The sequence below is a fragment of the Sphingomonas sp. BK235 genome (assembly GCF_004345855.1).
Taxonomy (GTDB): Bacteria; Pseudomonadota; Alphaproteobacteria; order Sphingomonadales; family Sphingomonadaceae; genus Sphingomonas.
This window is the reverse complement of sequence record NZ_SLXN01000005.1, coordinates 292,028-307,086: the sequence shown is the minus strand read 5'-3', so window position 1 is coordinate 307,086 and position 15,059 is coordinate 292,028. Positions and strand designations below refer to the sequence as shown.

The 15,059-nt window shown below is 70.2% G+C and carries 15 protein-coding genes and 1 tRNA gene; 13 read left to right on the top strand and 3 right to left on the bottom strand.

Annotation, left to right across the window (positions count from 1 at the left end; translation table 11 throughout):
- Positions 1-61: 61 nt before the first annotated feature.
- A complete protein-coding gene (locus EV292_RS14970) occupies positions 62-745 on the top strand; it encodes an OmpA family protein (protein WP_132910027.1) in 684 nt (227 codons plus the stop codon).
- A 573-nt stretch (positions 746-1,318) separates the two neighbouring features.
- Here the strand turns inward: EV292_RS14970 and EV292_RS14965 are convergent.
- Entirely contained in the window at positions 1,319-1,543 is a 225-nt protein-coding gene (locus EV292_RS14965; protein ID WP_132910026.1) for a hypothetical protein, read from the bottom strand.
- Between the two features lie 137 nt (positions 1,544-1,680).
- Positions 1,681-1,770: transfer RNA gene (locus EV292_RS14960), tRNA-Ser, on the bottom strand.
- 126 nt (positions 1,771-1,896) lie between these two features.
- Between EV292_RS14960 and hspQ the strand changes: the two genes are divergently transcribed.
- The 5 genes from hspQ to EV292_RS14935 all read left to right on the top strand — a co-directional run bounded on the left by hspQ (position 1,897) and on the right by EV292_RS14935 (position 4,382).
- Positions 1,897-2,274, top strand: coding sequence for a heat shock protein HspQ (hspQ, locus tag EV292_RS14955; protein WP_132910025.1), 378 nt, complete (start codon positions 1,897-1,899; stop codon positions 2,272-2,274).
- 122 nt (positions 2,275-2,396) lie between these two features.
- Positions 2,397-2,693 (top strand): 50S ribosomal protein L21, encoded by a 297-nt coding sequence (gene rplU / locus EV292_RS14950; RefSeq protein ID WP_132910024.1) that lies wholly within the window; start codon positions 2,397-2,399, stop codon positions 2,691-2,693.
- Between the two features lie 26 nt (positions 2,694-2,719).
- On the top strand, positions 2,720-2,989 hold the full coding sequence (gene rpmA, locus EV292_RS14945) for a 50S ribosomal protein L27 (RefSeq protein WP_132910023.1): 270 nt from the start codon (positions 2,720-2,722) through the stop codon (positions 2,987-2,989).
- Positions 2,990-3,167: 178 nt separating this feature from the next.
- On the top strand, positions 3,168-3,710 hold the full coding sequence (locus tag EV292_RS14940) for a GNAT family N-acetyltransferase (RefSeq protein ID WP_132910022.1): 543 nt from the start codon (positions 3,168-3,170) through the stop codon (positions 3,708-3,710).
- A gap of 72 nt (positions 3,711-3,782) precedes the next feature.
- Complete coding sequence (locus tag EV292_RS14935) at positions 3,783-4,382, top strand: TetR family transcriptional regulator (protein ID WP_132910021.1); 600 nt, start codon at positions 3,783-3,785, stop codon at positions 4,380-4,382.
- Between the two features lie 348 nt (positions 4,383-4,730).
- Here EV292_RS14935 and EV292_RS14930 read toward each other — a convergent pair whose 3' ends face one another.
- Positions 4,731-6,509 carry an ATP-binding cassette domain-containing protein gene (locus tag EV292_RS14930; RefSeq protein ID WP_132910020.1) on the bottom strand — a complete coding sequence of 593 codons (1,779 nt, stop codon included), beginning with the start codon at positions 6,507-6,509 and terminating at the stop codon, positions 4,731-4,733.
- A 159-nt stretch (positions 6,510-6,668) separates the two neighbouring features.
- Here EV292_RS14930 and EV292_RS14925 point away from each other — a divergent pair, with 159 nt between their 5' ends.
- The 7 genes from EV292_RS14925 to EV292_RS14890 all read left to right on the top strand — a co-directional run bounded on the left by EV292_RS14925 (position 6,669) and on the right by EV292_RS14890 (position 15,045).
- A complete protein-coding gene (locus tag EV292_RS14925; protein ID WP_243693796.1) occupies positions 6,669-6,956 on the top strand; it encodes a hypothetical protein in 288 nt (95 codons plus the stop codon).
- Between the two features lie 15 nt (positions 6,957-6,971).
- On the top strand, positions 6,972-7,637 hold the full coding sequence (locus tag EV292_RS14920; RefSeq protein ID WP_132910018.1) for a response regulator transcription factor: 666 nt from the start codon (positions 6,972-6,974) through the stop codon (positions 7,635-7,637).
- 76 nt (positions 7,638-7,713) lie between these two features.
- Entirely contained in the window at positions 7,714-9,021 is a 1,308-nt protein-coding gene (locus EV292_RS14915; RefSeq protein ID WP_132910074.1) for a HAMP domain-containing sensor histidine kinase, read from the top strand.
- 161 nt (positions 9,022-9,182) lie between these two features.
- Positions 9,183-9,473 (top strand): hypothetical protein, encoded by a 291-nt coding sequence (locus EV292_RS14910; protein ID WP_132910017.1) that lies wholly within the window; start codon positions 9,183-9,185, stop codon positions 9,471-9,473.
- A 128-nt stretch (positions 9,474-9,601) separates the two neighbouring features.
- On the top strand, positions 9,602-12,448 hold the full coding sequence (locus tag EV292_RS14905; RefSeq protein ID WP_132910016.1) for a TonB-dependent receptor: 2,847 nt from the start codon (positions 9,602-9,604) through the stop codon (positions 12,446-12,448).
- Positions 12,449-12,459: 11 nt separating this feature from the next.
- The gene (locus EV292_RS14900) at positions 12,460-13,407 is read left to right on the top strand and encodes a glycerophosphodiester phosphodiesterase family protein (RefSeq protein WP_132910015.1); all 948 of its coding nucleotides are present in this window, start codon (positions 12,460-12,462) and stop codon (positions 13,405-13,407) included.
- A 600-nt stretch (positions 13,408-14,007) separates the two neighbouring features.
- Positions 14,008-15,045: an NADP-dependent oxidoreductase gene (locus tag EV292_RS14890; protein ID WP_132910013.1), complete on the top strand. Its 1,038-nt coding sequence runs from the start codon at positions 14,008-14,010 to the stop codon at positions 15,043-15,045.
- Positions 15,046-15,059: the final 14 nt, after the last annotated feature.

Genomic DNA, 15,059 nt, shown 5'->3' with positions numbered 1-15,059 from the left:
GCAGGAACTATGGTCGTGCGCATCGGGTTGTCCCGCATTGATCTGGGGAAAGGGAAGAAGAATGAAGCTCTCGTCGAAGCTGGTCGCCGCCGCGTCGGCGCTGTCGTTGCTGACGGTCGCGGCCTGCACCACCGATCCGGAGACGGGCGAGCGGCGCATGTCCAAGACCGCGATCGGCGGCCTGGGCGGCGCGCTCGGCGGCTATCTGCTCGGCGACCTCGTCGGCGGGCGGCGCGACCGGACCGAGAAGATCCTCGGCGCGGGCATCGGCGGCCTCGCCGGCGCGGGGATCGGCGCGTACATGGACAAGCAGGAGCGCGAGATGCGCGAGCGCACCCGCGGCACCGACGTGCAGGTGACGCGCCAGGGCGACGATCTGCTGCTCAACATCCCGTCGGGGATCAACTTCGCGTATAACTCGGCGAACGTGCAGCCGCAGTTCCGCGGCACGCTCGACAAGGTGGCGAGCGTGCTGGCGGATTACCCGCAGACCTATATCGACGTGTACGGCCACACCGATTCGACCGGCAGCGATTCGTACAACCAGGACCTGTCGGAGCGGCGCGCGACCTCGGTGGCGGACTATCTGTCGAGCCACGGCGTGCAGGCGGCGCGGATCGCGACGCGCGGCTTCGGCGAGACCCAGCCGATCGAGACCAACGACACCGAGCAGGGCCGCGCCGCCAACCGCCGCGTGGAGATCAAGGTGGTGCCGATCTCGCAGAACGACGTGCCGCCGCGCTGAGGCGTAGGGAGCGGCGGTGGTGGTCGTGCGCCTCGGATTGCACTCAGAAGCGACCGATACAAGCAAGCCACCGCTGCTCACTCGCAGGTTCAGTGGAGCCAAACGCGCAACCATTGGGTGGCCAAGGCAGCAGACCGAAATTACCTCTTTTTGGCGCGACCCAACCAGTGCAGCTTAACCTAATCAACCCTATTCTCAACATTTTCTAATATGCAGAAGCTCGAGTCCATTCGCTCCACTGTTCCACGCTTAAAATCAATGGTCTGCGTGGATCCGCATTTTTCCACATCGATTTCAACCAAGAGGCATGGCGTATTTTAAAGCGTCTTTGCATTTCTACGGGAACGATTTTCGTTGCTTGATCGACATAGTTGTCAAGCACCCCGCACCAGCGGTTATATTCATCTACGTTGCATATATTGACTGCGTTGAAGTCATAACCAGCCTCATCTATGCACATTCTGTAAATCTCTGTTTTTCTGGATGGCGGCCGTATAATTACGGCATCTTGCGACGGGGACGAAATACCTGCCAACATAAGTGCTACATGATCTATAAAGATCACAAGACGTCCTATAATTTGTCTTGCCTCGCCCTTGCCACGGATCGCATGCGCGACACGGCTCGCCCTCCATTGGGCCCGGACGTGAAGCGTCCGTTGGCCGGATCGTGGTTGGAATTGAACTTGAGTTCGGGCGGCGGCCCCTCGGTGAAGAACGACTCGGTGACCCGCTGCCCCGTGCGAATGTCGTGGAGAAACGCCCGGCTCTCGGGTGAACGCTCGTTTTCCTGCCGCATGCCGCCGTCCTCCGCGCTGACGACAGGATCGTACCTCAGCCGACACGGCGCAGGACATGAAGAGAACGACCGAACTCGCCGCGACGGGTCATCGCCGCGGCGGAAGGGTCACGTCAGCGACAGGGCAGCGAGGAAGGTGGCGGAGAGGGTGGGATTCGAACCCACGGTACCCGTGAGGGCACAACGGTTTTCGAGACCGTCCCAATCGACCACTCTGGCACCTCTCCGCGGAGGACACCGGGGCCTGAAACGGCGCGCCCGGCGGCGATCGAGCGGCGCCCCTAGCCCGGTCTCGCCCCCGACGCAAGCGTGTCCGTTGTTGTGCGCGACGATTTCCGCACTAGATGGAGGGCATGACCCGCGAACAGACGATCTCCGCGAACACGGACGCGCCGGTGGCGCCGCCGATCGCGCATGCGCGCTTCTCGATCGGCGACGTGGTGCGCCACCGCATGCTCGATTTCCGCGGGGTGATCTTCGACGTCGACCCCGTCTTCGCCAACAGCGAGGAATGGTATCAGGCGATCCCCGAGGATTTCCGCCCAAGCAAGGACCAGCCCTTCTACCATCTGCTCGCCGAGAACATGGAGTCGAGCTACGTCGCTTATGTCAGCCAGCAGAACCTGGTGCACGACGACAGCGACGAGCCGATCGACCACCCCGCCATCTCCGGCCTGTTCGACCGGCTGGCGGACGGGCGCTACGGGTTGAAGCGGCAGCATCGCCACTAGGTGACGCCATCGTTGACCGATGACGGAATCGGTTGACAGGCCGGGAGGCTTGGCATAGCTCGCACGCTTCTCCCGCAGGGTGCGCCTTCGCGGGCTATGACATTTGGGAAGTGATGAGAGCCATGTTCGCAGTCGTGCGCACGGGCGGCAAGCAGTATCGCGTCGCCGCCGGAGACAAGATCGTCGTCGAGAAGATCGAGGGCGAGGCCGGCGCGTCGGTGACGCTGGGTGACGTGCTGCTCGCGGGCGAGGGCGCGGATCTCAAGTCGGTCGACGGCCTCACCGTCGCGGCGGAGATCGTCGCCCAGGCCAAGGGCGAGAAGGTGATCGTCTTCAAGAAGCGTCGCCGCCACAATTATCGTCGTCGCAACGGCCATCGCCAGAACCACACGATCCTCAAGATCGTGTCGGTCGGCTGATCCCGTAGCGCGCAGGAGCAAGAGCAATGGCACATAAGAAAGCAGGCGGTTCGTCGCGCAACGGTCGTGATTCGGCCGGCCGTCGCCTCGGCGTGAAGAAGTTCGGCGGTCAGGAAGCGATCGCGGGCAACATCCTCGTGCGCCAGCGCGGCACCAAGTTCTACCCGGGCCGCAACGTCGGCATCGGCAAGGACCACACCCTCTTCGCGCTCGTCGACGGCCGCGTGGTGTTCCACGAGGGCAAGCTCGGCCGCAAATTCTGCTCGGTCGATATTATGGCGGCCGCGGCCGAGTAACATCGGGCAACCAACCGGGTTGCCCACCAGGGCGACCCGGGGTTCCGCAGCACGGAACCCAGCCAACAAGGGAGACGGGTCGCCCCGGCTCCCTTTTTTCATGCTCCCTCGCCCCCAGCGACGCGTGTCGCGCCACCGTCATCCACGTGTGGCAGCGGCCCGAACAAGGAGACGGAGCATGTTCGCGTTGACGCCGAGACTGACCCTCAGACCGGGCTGGCTCGAGGACGCCCCGGCACTCGCCCGCGCGATCGCGCATGAGGCGGTGGTGTCGCGGCTGGCGCGCGCGCCCTGGCCCTATGCCGAGGAGGATGCGGCGGCCTTCCTCTCGCTGGCGCCGCATCCGCGAGAGCCGCGCTTCCTGATCGTCGAGCGGACCGGCGACTATCGGCTGATCGGCGGCGTCGGCCTGCACCGCGGCGAGCGCGGCGGGGTCGAGCTCGGCTATTGGCTCACGCCCGACGCCTGGGGGCGCGGCTATGCCACCGAGGCGGGGCGCGCGGTGCTCGACGTCGCGCGCCACGCGCTCGCGCTCACGCGCGTCACCGCGCACCACCACGCCGACAATCCGGCGTCGGGTCGCGTGCTGCGCAAGCTCGGCTTCGTCGAATGCGGCCATTCGCGGCGCTATGCGCTGGCGCGCGACCGCGAGGTGGAATGCGTCGACTATGCGCTCGACCTCGCCGGAGACCCGTCGCGCGCGATGCCGATCGCGGCCTGATGATCGGTTGCTTTCGGCGCCGAACCCGGCACAAGGGCAGCAACGTTCCGTAATCCGACTGGTAACGATCCGATGACGCGGGCGACCGCTGCCCTCCCCCGCCGCCGGCTGACGCCCGAGGCGTCGCGCGACGCGGCGCTGGAGGCGGCGCGCGCGCTGCTGCTCGAGGACGGGCCGCAGGCGGTGACGCTCAAGGCGGTGGCGGGGCGTGTCGGGCGGACCCACGCCAACCTGCTCCACCATTTCGGCTCGGCCGATGGGCTGCAACGCGCCCTGATCGAGCGGATGACCGCGAGCATCGTCGATACGATCCGCGACGCGGTGCGTCGTTCGCGCGCCGAGCGCGACCCGGCCGAGCTGGTCGACGTGGTGTTCGACGCGTTCGGCCGCGGCGGTGCGGGCGCGCTGGCGAGCTGGATGATCCTGACCGGTAACCGCGACGCGCTCGACCCCGTGCTGACCGCGATCCACGATCTGGTCGAGGAGCTGGCACGCGACGAGGAGCGCCCCGACGCGCCGATCCGCGACGAGACGCTGCACTTGGTGCTGGCGGCGCTGGGGGACGCGCTGCTGGGCGCGGCGATGGCGCGCGCGCTGGAGCTGCCCCGCGGCCGCGCGCGCGAGCTGGCGCGGGAGATGCTGCTGCGCGACCGCGCCGCCGCGGAGGCGTAGCGGCGGAGGGGCGCGCGCGACCGCGCGGTGTAGCAGGCTGAGGTGGGCCTTGTCCGATCAGGGGTTCGGGGCGCCCGACGATCATGGCGCAACGATGGGCGCGAACGGGACCGGCGCCTTTGTCGGAGGAACCCGTCGCCCCTGCCTTCGTCATCCCGGCCAGCTGCCCTCGTCATCCCGGCCTTGCGCCGGGATCCATCGTGCCGCGAGCTTCACCGGCGCTGCGTGCGCGGACGGTTGGATCCCGGCGCAAGGCCGGGATGACGAAGGCAGGCGGGCACTCGGATGGGCGGCGCCGGGTAGTGGCTGGTGGTCGGTAGTCGGTCGGAGCGAACCGCGCGCCGGCGCTCAGCCCTCCACCTTCTCCGCCAGCTCGAGCCAGCGCAGCTCGGCCGCCTCCTTCTCGTCGCGGAGCGCGGCGATGCCCTTGCTCAGCCGGTCGAACGCCGCGGCGTCGCGCGCGTACAGCCCAGGATCGGCCATCGCCGCCTCGTCGCGCGCGATTCGAGCGTCGATCTCCTCGATCCGCTTGGGCAGCAGCTCATAGTCGCGCTGGTCCTTGTAGCTGAGCTTGGTCCGCGCCGGGGGCGGAGGTGGCGCCGCGGTCGCCGGTTTCGCCGCGGGCTTGCGCGCCGCCTCGACGCGCGGGCGCCGCTGCCGCTCCCAATCCTCGTAGCCGCCCGCGACGACGTCGACATGGCCTGAGCCGTCGAGCCCCAGGGTTACCGTCACGGTGCGGTCGAGGAAGTCGCGGTCGTGGCTGACGATCAGCACCGTGCCCTCGTAATCCGCGATCACTTCCTGAAGCAGGTCGAGCGTCTCGAGGTCGAGGTCGTTGGTCGGCTCGTCGAGCACCAGCAGGTTGGAGCGCCGCGCGAACTCGCGCGCGAGCAGCAGCCGCGAGCGCTCGCCGCCCGACAGCGTGCCGACCTTGGCCTCGGCGAGCGACGGGTCGAACAGGAACTCCTTGAGATAGCCGTGGAGATGCTTGCGCGTGCCGAGCACGTCGATCCACTCGCCGCCGTCGGCGACGACGTCGCGCACGGTCTTCTCGGGCGCCATCAGGCTGCGCTGCTGGTCGATGACGATGCCGTCGAGCGTCTTGGCGCGCCGGATCGTGCCGGCGTCGGGCTCGATCTCGCCGGTGAGCAGCCGGAGCAAGGTGGTCTTGCCCGCGCCGTTGCGCCCGACGATGCCGATCCGGTCGCCGCGCGCGACGCGCAAATTGAGGTCGCGGATGATCGCGCGCTCGCCGTAGCTCTTGGAGACATGCTCGACGTCGATCACCACCTTCGTCTTCACGTCGTCGCTCGCGATCGACAGCGCGGCGGCGCCCTGCGGCCCGGTCATCGCGGCACGCTCGGCGCGCATCTCCTTGAGCTTGGCGAGCCGGCCCTGGTTGCGCCGGCGCCGCCCGGTGACACCGCGCTGAAGCCAATGCTCCTCGATCTTGAGCTTGGCGTCGAGCCGCGCGGCGTTGCGCTCCTCCTCGGCATAGACCTGCTCGGTCCAGGCCTCGAAGCCGCCGAAGCCGACCTCGGCGCGGCGCAGCTCGCCGCGGTCGAGCCACAAGGTCTGGCGCGTCAGCCGGGTGAGGAAGGTGCGATCGTGGCTGATGACGACGAAGGCGCCCTTGAAGCGCTTGAGCCAATCCTCCAGCCACTCGATCGCGGCGACGTCGAGGTGGTTGGTCGGCTCGTCGAGCAGCAGCACGTCGGGGTCGAGCGCGAGCGCGCGCACGATTGCGGCGCGGCGGCGCTCGCCGCCCGAGGCGGACGGCGCCTCGCGCGTGAGGTCGATCCCGAGCTGCCCCGCGATCGCCTCGGCCTCATAGGGCTGCGGCGGGTGCTCGCCGGAGAGGACATAGTCGGCCAAGGTGGCGAAACCGGCGAGATTCGGGTCCTGCTCGAGCATCACCACCTTGGTGCCGGGTACGATCGTGCGACGCCCCTCGTCGCTGTCGATCGCGCCCGCGATCAGCTTGAGCAGGGTGGACTTGCCGGCGCCGTTGCGCCCGATCAGCGCGAGGCGGTCGCGCTCGCCGATGAACAGGTCGAGGTGGCGGAACAGCCAGCCGGCGCCCTGCACCAGCCCGAGGTCTTCGTAGGAGAGGATGGGTGCGGCCATCGCGCGGACCTAGGTGGCGGGGGCGCGGCTGGCAATGGCGGCGCGGGCGCGGATCGGCCATGGCGCGCGGGAACATCCTCGCGACACGGCGGGTTGCCCGCGCGACGCCATCATTCACAGGCTGTTCAAGCCCCTCCGCCTATGCCAGCACCGGTGAGAATGCTGCTTCCCCTGCTCCCGCTGCTGCTTGCCGCGCCCGTCGAGGCCGCGCCCGAGCAGGTGCGCGAGGGGGCGGTGGCGTTGCAGGCGCGCCGCGCGGGCAAGATCCTGCCGCTGCCCGAGATCGAGCGGCGCGTGCTGCCGACGATGAAGGGCGCGCAATATATCGGCGTCGACCTGGAGATGCCCAGCGGCATCTACACGTTGAAGTTCCTGCGCGACGGCAACGTGATCTGGGTCGACGTGGACGGGCGTTCGGGGCAGATCATCGGCCGAACCGGCAATTGAGGGGGATCATCAGTAATGCGCGTGCTCATCGTCGAGGACGAGCCGAACCTCGGCCAGCAGCTCAAGTCCACGCTGGAGGGAGCGGGCTATGCCATCGATCTCGCCACCGACGGCGAGGAGGGGCATTTCCTCGGCTCGACCGAGAGCTATGACGCGATCGTGCTCGACCTCGGCCTGCCCGAGATCGACGGGCTGACCGTGCTCGACCGCTGGCGCAAGGAGGGGCGCACCACCCCGGTGCTGGTGCTCACCGCGCGCGACAGCTGGTCCGACAAGGTCGCGGGGCTCGACGCCGGCGCCGACGATTATGTCGCCAAGCCGTTCCAGACCGAGGAGCTGATCGCGCGGCTGCGCGCGCTGATCCGCCGCGCCTCGGGCAACGCCTCGTCCGAGCTGACCGCGGGCGACGTGCGGCTCGACACCCGCTCGGGCAAGGTGACGCGCAACGGCGAGCCGGTGAAGCTCACCGCGCAGGAATACAAGCTGCTCAGCTACCTGCTCCACCACAAGGGCAAGGTGGTGAGCCGCACCGAGCTGATCGAGCATATCTACGACCAGGACTTCGACCGCGATTCGAACACGATCGAGGTGTTCGTCACGCGGATCCGCAAGAAGCTGGGCCAGGACGTGATCACCACGATCCGCGGGCTGGGCTACAGCCTGGACGATCCGGACGCCTGATCGCGTGACCGCGGCCGACCCCGCCGTCGACGCGCCGGTCGAGGCACCGCGCGCGCGCGGCTCGATCACGCGGCGCATGATCCTGATCGCGGTGCTGTGGATCTCGGCGCTGCTGTTCGGCGGCGGGTTCGCGCTGGATCGTGTGCTGGTCGGCGCGGTGACGGGCAATGCCGACGACCAGCTCGAATATGTGCTGCGCTCGCTACTCGTCTCGGCCGAGATGGACTCGACCGGTGAGGTGACCTTCAACCGCGAGCCCGCCGACCAGCGCTTCCTCGAGCCGTATTCCGGCCTGTACTGGCAGGTCTCCGCGCCCGGGCACGAGGTTTTCCCGTCACGCTCGCTGTGGGACCGCCAGCTCGCCTACGGCAAGCAGCACAATGACCGGGCGGTTCATAGCTACGACAGCGATCAATTCTCCAACGAGAAGCTGCGCATCGTCGAGCGCGACGTCACCTTGCCCGGCTCCAAGGTGCGCTGGCGCTTCCAGGTGGCGTCGAGCCGCGAGGCGCTCGACGCGCAGATCGCGGTGCTGCGCCGCACCTTGGTGCGCAGCTTCGTGCTCCTCGGTGTCGGGCTGGTGATCCTGGCGGCGTTGCAGACCTTCTACGGGCTGCTGCCGCTGCGCCGGCTGCGGATCGAGATCGCCAAGATGCGCGCCGGCCGCTCCAGCCGGATCAGCGGCAAGATGCCGCTCGAGCTGCTGCCGATGGTGGAGGAGCTCAACGCGTTGGTGGCGCACAACGAGACCCAGGCGGAGGAGGCGCGGCGCCACGCCGGCAACTTGGCGCACGCGCTCAAGACGCCGCTGACCGTGATCATGAACGCCGCCACCGCCCAGTCGGACGATCTCGCGACCACGGTGATCCGCGAGGCGCGCACGATGCGGCGCCAGGTCGACCATCACCTCGCGCGCGCGCGCGCCGTGGGCCGGCGCGGCTCGGCGCACAGCCGCGCCGCGGTGTGGCCCAGCGTCGAATCGGTCGAGCGCGCGGTGCAGCGGCTCTACCCGCACGTCCGCATCGACATGACCGGGCCGAAGGATCTGGTGGCGCATATCGAGCGCCAGGACCTCGACGAGATCATGGGCAATCTCGTCGAGAACGCCGCCAAATACGGTGGCGGCAGCGTTTTCGTCACGGTCGGCGCGCAGGCCGGCTTCGTCGAGGTGGTGGTGGAAGACGATGGCGTCGGCATCCCCGAGGCCGACCGCGTCCGCATCTTCGACCGCGGCGTCCGGCTCGACACCGGCAAGCCCGGCACCGGGCTCGGCCTCGCGATCGTGCGCGACGTCGCCGAGATCTACGACGGCACCGTGGCTTTGGAAGAGAGCGAGGATCTCGGCGGGCTGCTGGTGCGGCTGCGGCTGCCGATGGCGAGCTGAGCCGGTGGAAGGCGCGCCCTGCGGCGGGCGCGCTGCAGGGTGGCACCCTGCCCTGTCTTCCCGCGCCCCAGCGCCCGACCGACGCGCGGGCACGGCTCGCGGCGCGCGACTTGTCGCCGGTGCGCTGCGCGCTAGGCCCGACGTCGGACGAAGGAGGTCGCATGAACCGCATCGCCGTCATCGCGCTGGCCTGTCTGGCCACCCCCGCCGCCGCGCAGGATCTCGCGCCCGCGATCAGCCCGTCACAGGCCGCGGAGGGCGCGTTCCACCGCTCGCGCATGGGCGCTCAGGCCGAGGCGATCCGCCGCCATCAGCGCGTGGCGCCGCGCCCGGGCACGCCCGCCTTCCAGCGCCAGGCCTGCGCCAATCGCGCGCGCTTCCGCCGCGAGGTCGGCGCCGACGACCCGCGGCTGCGCAAGCTCGAATCGCTCTGCAGCGCGGCGGGGTATTGAGCCGCGGGCGCGGCGCGCCCCGCCTGACCCGCGACGGCGAACCGTAACCCGGACGACATGTCGCGCCGACACTCGGCGGCGGTGACCTCCCGACACGGGCGGCGCCACCATCGGGGGGACAGTTCGAGATGAATCATCATGCCGTCGCGCTCGCGCGGCTGCTCGCCGCCGCCACCGCGATCACCGCGCTGCCGGCGATCGCACAGACGGTCGCGCCGGCGGCACCGGACGCCGATGCTGCCGCGCGCGACACGGCGGCGCCGGGCGAGGAGGTGGTGGTCACCGGCATCCGCCGCGCCAATGCCGCCGCGATCGCGGCCAAGCGCGGCGCCACCAACATCGTCGACGTGGTCAGCGCGACCGACGTGCGCGCGCTGCCCGACGCCACGATCGTCGAGGCGCTGCGCCGCATCCCCGGCCTCTCGGTGCTGCCGACCTCGGACAACGAGCATCCGCGCGACGAAGCGGTGACACCGGTGCTGCGCGGGCTCGGGCCGAGCTACAACAATGTCACGATCGACGGCCTGACGATCGCGTCGCCCGGCACCCCCAACGGCTCGATCGGGTCGGTCGCGCGCGGCGTGCGGCTCGACATCCTGCCCTCGTCGATGGTGAGCGAGATCCAGGTGGTGAAGAGCTTCACCCCCGATCTGGACCCGCACGCGATCGGCGGCGCGGTCAACCTGCGGACGCGCTCGGCGTTCGAACATGGCGGCGCCCCGTTCCTGACCGCCGAGGGCTCGCTCGGCCATGCCAGCGACAATGGCCGGCCGCGCGCGCAGCCCGATCCCGGTGGCCGCGTGATCGCCACCGCCAGCACCAGTTTCGGCGCGGCGCATCAGTTCGGCGCGACCGTGTCCGCCAATTACCAATCGCTGGCGAGCGACACCACCACGCACATGACCACCGACTCGGTGCATTACGGCTACTACGACGATGCCGGCGTGCTGCTGAGCGGCGCCGCGTTGGGCAACGGGCATGCGGTGCCGCAGCAGGACAAATATTGGTATGTGATGGACACGCGCAGCCGCGTCGGGGTCACCGCCAAGCTGGAGGCGCGCGCGGCCGCGCGGCTCGAGCTGTTCGCCACCGGCGGCTATTACGCGTTCCGCGACGACATGGAGCGCAACGAGCTGATCGTCGACCCGCGCGAGCGCCAGCGCGTCTCTGCGCAGACCGCCACCAGCGGCCATTATCCCAAGGGCGACGTCGAGGTCGGCTACGCGCATCAGATCATCACCACGCGCACCCGCCTGGGGCAGGTCGGCGCCACCTGGCGACCGGCCGAGCGTCACGCGCTCACCGCCAGGGCCGCGGTCTCGCACGCCACCTATGGCGAGCCGGTGTTCATGGTGAAATATGCCACCAACGTCGCGCGCCCGGCCGCGGCGGCGCCGGGCGCCGACGGGCGCAGCGGCATCGGCAAGGGCGCCAGCCCGACCGCCACCGCGGCCTACGGCTTCGACTATGACACGTCGGCGCGCGACCAGCGGTTCGCGATCACCGCCGCGGCCTATGGCGACCGCGACGCCTACAGCCTGCTCTACTGGCGCCCCGCGCGCGATTACCACCGCACCGCGAGCGACCGGATCGCGACCGCGCGGCTGGATTACGCCATCAACCAGGCGCCCGAGGATCGCGGGGTCGGCGCCGCGGTCGGCGCGGCCTATACCGACGATCGCCCGCGCTACGCGATCGATCGCAGCGAGTTCGCCCCCAATGTCACCGCGCCGCGGCTGGGCATGAGCGAGGTGCTGGGCAAATCGGACGCACCGATGCGCGGCCTGGGGCTCAACATGTATGCGATCGACCCGCGGCGCGCGCAGGCGCAGGTGGAGGCGGCCCCCGCGCGTGGCTACAATGCCACGGACCAGACGATCTACAACAATCAGGACGATTTCGAACATCGCGAGCGCATCGCCGCGGGCTATGCGATGGCGACGCTGCGGAGCGAGACGGTGCATCTCGTCACCGGGCTGCGCTACGACGCGGCGCGGCAGGAGACGGTCGGGCGCCGGCGCCAGCTCGATCGCGCCACCGGCGGCTATGTCTATGTGCCCAATCCGACCGCTTCCTCCTATCGGCGCTGGCTGCCGTCGTCGCTGCTGACGGTCCATGCGACACCGCTGCTCGATCTGCGCGCCGCGCTCAGCCGGACCATCGGGCGACCACCCTATGACGCTTATGCCGGGCGCACCTCGATCGGCTTCGTCAATCCCGCCGACCAGGGCAATGCCGCGGCGGACGGCGTGACCGTGACGATCGGCAACCCCGACGTGCGCCCGCGCGTGTCGCGCAACCTCGACGTCGCCGCCGACTATCGCGTCGAGGCGGTCGACGGGATGGTCTCGCTCGCGCTGTTCGACAAGCGGATCCACGACGAGATCTTCACGCTCACGCGCGTCGGCGCCTTCACCTTCGACGGCGTGACCTACGGCCATGCCGCGGTCAGCACCCCCGCCAACGCCGCCGCGGCGCGGATCCGCGGCGCCGAGGCCAGCCTCGTGGTCAACAGCCTGCGCGCGGTCGCCTCGCCGCTCGCGGGATGGGGCCTCTCGGCCAATGTCGCGCTGCTCGACGGCCGCATGGCGGTCCCCTACTCGCCGACGCCGGGGGTGAACGTCAGCCGCACCGTCGACCGGCTGGTGGGCCAGCCCGACCACACCGCCAATGCCACCTTGTTCTACAACGCGGGTGGGCTGGAGCTGCGCGCCGCCTTCAACCGGCAGGGCCGCGCGCTGCGCGCGGTGGTGAGCAACATCGGCTGGCAGGACCTGTATTGGGCGCCGCGCAGCCAGGTCGATCTCGCCGCCAGCTACCGGCTGACGCCGGCGGCAAGCCTGATCGCCCAGCTCGGCAACGCGACGCACCGCGGCATCACGACGCTGACCGGCCCCGGCGTCTCGCTGCTCAAGGATCATTATTCGGTGCCGACCACGCTCTGGGTCGGACTGCGCCTCACCCCTTCGCTGTGAACGGAACGATCATGCTGGCTCCCCTGCTCGCGGGCGCGTTGACGCTCGCCACCCTCGGTCATCCCACCATCGGCCCTGCCGGCGACACCGCCGCGATCCGCGCGCGCCTCGCCGACCCGCGCGGGGGACTGATCGTCGCGGCGCATCGCGGCTGCCACAATCCTGCGCCGCTTCACGGCGAGAGAGGCAGCGTGCCGGAGAATTCGCGCGCCGCGCTCGAGCGCTGCGTCGCGCTCGGCGTCGAGGTGATGGAGGTGGACGTGCGCCGCTCCGCCGACGGCGTGCTGGTGATCCTCCACGACGCCACGGTGGACCGCACCACCGACGGCCATGGCGCGGTCGACCGGCTCACCGCGGCCGAGCTCGCCGCGCTCCACCTGCGCGGCGGCATCGACGGCGAGGGCGGCGCGGGCACGGAGGTGACCGACGAACGCGTGCTGACGCTCGACGCGCTGCTGGCGCTCGCGCGCGGGCGCATCCTGCTCAACCTCGACGTGAAGGCCAATGTCTATGCCGAGGTGGCCGCGGCGGTGCGGCGCGCCGGGATGGAGCGCGACATCATCCTGAAGAGCGAGGTGGGCGCGGGCACGCCCGCGATGGCGGCGGCGCCGACCTTCGCGGGGCTGGGCTATATGCCGATCCTGCTCAACCCGGGCTATCACGCCGACCTCGCCGCGATGCTGCGCCATCAGACCGAGGGAGACGCGCGCCCGCTCGGGATCGAGCTGCCGCGGCTCACCGCGGCGCAGCTCGGCGCGGTGGCGCCGATCGCGCGCGAGCGCGGGGTACGGCTGTGGATCAATACCTTATGGGAGGGATTCGCGCAGGGCTATGGCGGCGACGTCCAGGCGCTGCGCGACCCCGAAGCGGTCTGGGGTCGGCTGTGGCGCGCGGGGGTGAGCATCGTCCAGACCGACGAGCCCGAGGCGCTGCTGCGCTACCGCGCCACCTTGCGCTGAGCCGGCCGGCCCGCGCGCTCGACCGGGGCGCGCGGCGCCGACGACGCGCCGGCAGCGGGCGATCGCCTGCTTCGCGCCGGGAAAACGCAGGTAGAAGGATCCGGCGCTGCGATGAGGAAGGCCGCTTTCTCTTCCCTCATCGTCATCCCGGCCTCGCGCCGGGATCCATTTCTCCACGAGAGCAACGCCCGTTGCTCTCGCGGCACCATGGATCCCGGGTCGAGCCCGGGATGACGGGGTAAGCCGCTTCCGCGACGATAAACCTTTTGGGTCCGGACCCAAGCTGCCCCTGGCCATGCCCGCCGCGGCGGTGATCTGCTCCACCCGGGTGTCGCCGATGCCGCGTCGCGCGAACAGCGCGGCGGCGGCGTCAAACGGATCGTCGCGGCGCTGTGCGGCAGGCTCGGCGCGGGAACTGGTCGGCATCTCGTGCCCGTGAAGAAAGCCCCGCCGCGATGGGACGTTCGCGGCCGTGCCCGCGCGTGCCACGGCATCATGCTTTCGCCAGAACGGGTCACGCCAGCTTTTGACTGACCTTCGGTCACTAACCAAAGAGACGGGCGGCGGGGCGGTCCCGTCGCCTGCCGGAGAGCCTGCACCATGACCCAAGCCTTGACGATCGGCCGCGAGGTCACGTTGCGCCACCATCCCCGCGACATGATCGGGCCGGACGATCTCGCGATCGTCTCGCGCGCGGTGCCGCCGCTCCGCGCGGGGGAGCTGCTGGTGCGCAATCGCTGGTTTCGTATCTCGATCTCGACGCGGCTGATGGCGGACCCCGGCGCGCAGGTGGTGGAGGGCATACCCTTCCCGCCGCTGCATCCGGGCGACACGTTGGCGGACGGCGCGATCGGTGAGGTGGTGGCGAGCGCTCCCGACAGCGCGATCGCGGTCGGCAGCCTCGTCCTCCACCCTTATGGCTGGCGCGACTGGGCGGTGGTCGCGGCCTCGCAGTGCACCTCGATCCCTGCCCCGGACGACGCGGCGGCGTTCGAGCCCGCGGTCTATCTGGGCCATGGCTGGACGGCTTATGCCGCGCTCACCCACGGCACACAGGTTCGCGCGGGCGACACCGTCTTCGTCACCAGCGGCGCGGGCGCGATCGGCGCGATGGCGGGGCAGATCGCGCGGCGGCTCGGCGCGACCCGGATCGTCGGCAGCACCGGCAGCGCGGACAAGGCCGAGTGGATGACGGCCGAGCTCGGCTATGATGCGGTGGTACGGCGCGACCGGGGCGACCTGGCCGCCCAACTCGCCTCGGCCGCGCCCGATGGCGTCGACCTGGTGGTCGACATGATCGGCGGCGACCAGCTCGCCGTGGCGGCGGCGCAGACGCGGACGGGCGCGCGGCTGGTGCTGCTCGGTGCGCTGGGGGCCGAGCTCGACGCGACGCGCGCGACCCTGGCGGCGCCGGTGCTGCTCGATTCCTTCCAGCTGATCCTGCGCGACGTGACGATCCGCGGCTATAGCGCCTGCGCGGACGAGGCGGCGGGCGGCTTCGCCGACTGGCTCCGCTGGCAGGCGGGTGCCGCGCTCCACCATGCGGTGAGCCGGGTGGAGGGGCTCGATCAGGCCCCTGCCGCCTTGCACGACGCCTGCGCCGGGCGGCTGCGCGGGGTGGTCATCGTCGCGCTGTGACGCGCGCGATCCGG

Coding starts and splice junctions, on each gene's coding strand:
- EV292_RS14970 (WP_132910027.1), top strand. CDS start 62: ATGAAGCTCTCGTCGAAGCTGGTCGCCGCCGCGTCGGCGCTGTCGTTG.
- EV292_RS14965 (WP_132910026.1), bottom strand. CDS start 1,543: ATGCGGCAGGAAAACGAGCGTTCACCCGAGAGCCGGGCGTTTCTCCAC.
- hspQ (WP_132910025.1), top strand. CDS start 1,897: ATGACCCGCGAACAGACGATCTCCGCGAACACGGACGCGCCGGTGGCG.
- rplU (WP_132910024.1), top strand. CDS start 2,397: ATGTTCGCAGTCGTGCGCACGGGCGGCAAGCAGTATCGCGTCGCCGCC.
- rpmA (WP_132910023.1), top strand. CDS start 2,720: ATGGCACATAAGAAAGCAGGCGGTTCGTCGCGCAACGGTCGTGATTCG.
- EV292_RS14940 (WP_132910022.1), top strand. CDS start 3,168: ATGTTCGCGTTGACGCCGAGACTGACCCTCAGACCGGGCTGGCTCGAG.
- EV292_RS14935 (WP_132910021.1), top strand. CDS start 3,783: ATGACGCGGGCGACCGCTGCCCTCCCCCGCCGCCGGCTGACGCCCGAG.
- EV292_RS14930 (WP_132910020.1), bottom strand. CDS start 6,509: ATGGCCGCACCCATCCTCTCCTACGAAGACCTCGGGCTGGTGCAGGGC.
- EV292_RS14925 (WP_243693796.1), top strand. CDS start 6,669: ATGCTGCTTCCCCTGCTCCCGCTGCTGCTTGCCGCGCCCGTCGAGGCC.
- EV292_RS14920 (WP_132910018.1), top strand. CDS start 6,972: ATGCGCGTGCTCATCGTCGAGGACGAGCCGAACCTCGGCCAGCAGCTC.
- EV292_RS14915 (WP_132910074.1), top strand. CDS start 7,714: ATGATCCTGATCGCGGTGCTGTGGATCTCGGCGCTGCTGTTCGGCGGC.
- EV292_RS14910 (WP_132910017.1), top strand. CDS start 9,183: ATGAACCGCATCGCCGTCATCGCGCTGGCCTGTCTGGCCACCCCCGCC.
- EV292_RS14905 (WP_132910016.1), top strand. CDS start 9,602: ATGAATCATCATGCCGTCGCGCTCGCGCGGCTGCTCGCCGCCGCCACC.
- EV292_RS14900 (WP_132910015.1), top strand. CDS start 12,460: ATGCTGGCTCCCCTGCTCGCGGGCGCGTTGACGCTCGCCACCCTCGGT.
- EV292_RS14890 (WP_132910013.1), top strand. CDS start 14,008: ATGACCCAAGCCTTGACGATCGGCCGCGAGGTCACGTTGCGCCACCAT.